We start from the raw sequence: 520 nt of genomic DNA, 5'->3' as shown, positions 1-520 counted from the left end.
GCGCGCGGCGCGCGCGCGCGCGGCGCGATGAGCGTCGGCCAGTCGAAAGGCGGCCTGCCGCCGGACCGCGTGGTCGAAGACGAGAACGACATCCTGCGCGATACGCAACGCCTGATCGAGACCTACCACGACCACAGTCGCCACGCCATGCAACGCATCGTGGTCGCGCCCTGTTCACCGTTCTCGGTCTCGCGCGATCTCATGCGCGAGGCCGCCAACATGGCGCGCAGCTACAAGGTCTCGCTGCACACCCACCTCGCCGAAAACGTCAACGACATCGCCTACAGCCGCGAGAAATTCAACATGACCCCGGCCGAATACGCCGAAGACTGCGGCTGGGTCGGCCACGACGTCTGGCATGCGCACTGCGTCCAGCTCGACGACCACGGCATCGACCTGTTCGCACGCACCGGCACCGGCGTGGCGCACTGCCCCTGCTCCAACATGCGCCTGGCCTCCGGCATCGCCCCGATCCGCAAGATGATCGCCGCAGGCGTGCCGGTCGGCCTCGGCGTCGACG

1 protein-coding gene is annotated in these 520 nt (G+C 68.5%); it reads left to right on the top strand.

The window, feature by feature from the left end:
• Positions 1 to 520 (top strand): amidohydrolase family protein (locus HLUSI_RS0108055; protein ID WP_016833484.1); only part of this gene is annotated, 520 nt, incomplete at both ends.

This window comes from Herbaspirillum lusitanum P6-12 (assembly GCF_000256565.1).
GTDB classification, from domain to species: domain Bacteria; phylum Pseudomonadota; class Gammaproteobacteria; order Burkholderiales; family Burkholderiaceae_D; genus Herbaspirillum; species Herbaspirillum lusitanum.
This window is presented reverse-complemented; position numbering and strand designations above follow the sequence as displayed.